Annotated in this window: 1 protein-coding gene and 1 tRNA gene; both read right to left on the reverse strand. The window is 50.2% G+C overall.

Annotated elements, in window-relative coordinates; translation table 11 throughout:
• Window positions 1-130 precede the first annotated feature (130 nt).
• Window positions 131-206, reverse strand: a tRNA-Ala gene (locus AC1DA5_RS10600).
• Window positions 207-412: 206 nt separating this feature from the next.
• Window positions 413-618 (reverse strand): hypothetical protein (locus AC1DA5_RS10605; RefSeq protein ID WP_480290204.1); only part of this gene is annotated, 206 nt, incomplete at its 5' end.

Below are 618 nucleotides of genomic sequence, written 5' to 3' on the forward strand. Positions count from 1 at the left end.
AAAGCCTGGGCAGGCAAATACAAACCCTAAAACAACACGACACGCCACCAATAGACACACAAATTGTCCGGTAACCCCCAAACGCTCACAGCAAGAGGTTGCGATCCTTGTATCCAAAAGTGAGTACAAATGGTGGAGCTAGGGGGATTCGAACCCCCGACCTTCTCATTGCGAACGAGACGCGCTACCAACTGCGCCATAGCCCCAAGGCTCAAGTATCGTACCACCCTGGCAGCACGAAATGCACACTGGGGACTGTGAAGCGCACCGCCATCATTTACGAGTATTGATGCGCGCTTACATGCATGCACACTGCCAGCGCGGATCAACACTAAGGCGTACAAAAATTGATCTGAGTAATTCAGTGCTTGGTGCGCCACACTTTTAGGGGATCAGCAATGGTGGAGCGCACTCAACCGGGCACCAAAAAACCAGAATTAATGATGATAAAAACCGGATTAAAACAGTATTCCACTTGCTGTTTGGCGACATTGTGCCGAAAAATCAAACGGTGAGGGAGCTCACCGCAAATCAGTTTGACGATCGCCCCGATTGTTCGTAGAGTATTTTCTTGTCGCCCGGGCGGTGCTGATTGTTTGTGGTTGGTGTTGTTTGTGG

The sequence above is a fragment of the Pauljensenia sp. C0254C2 genome, from assembly GCF_056583835.1.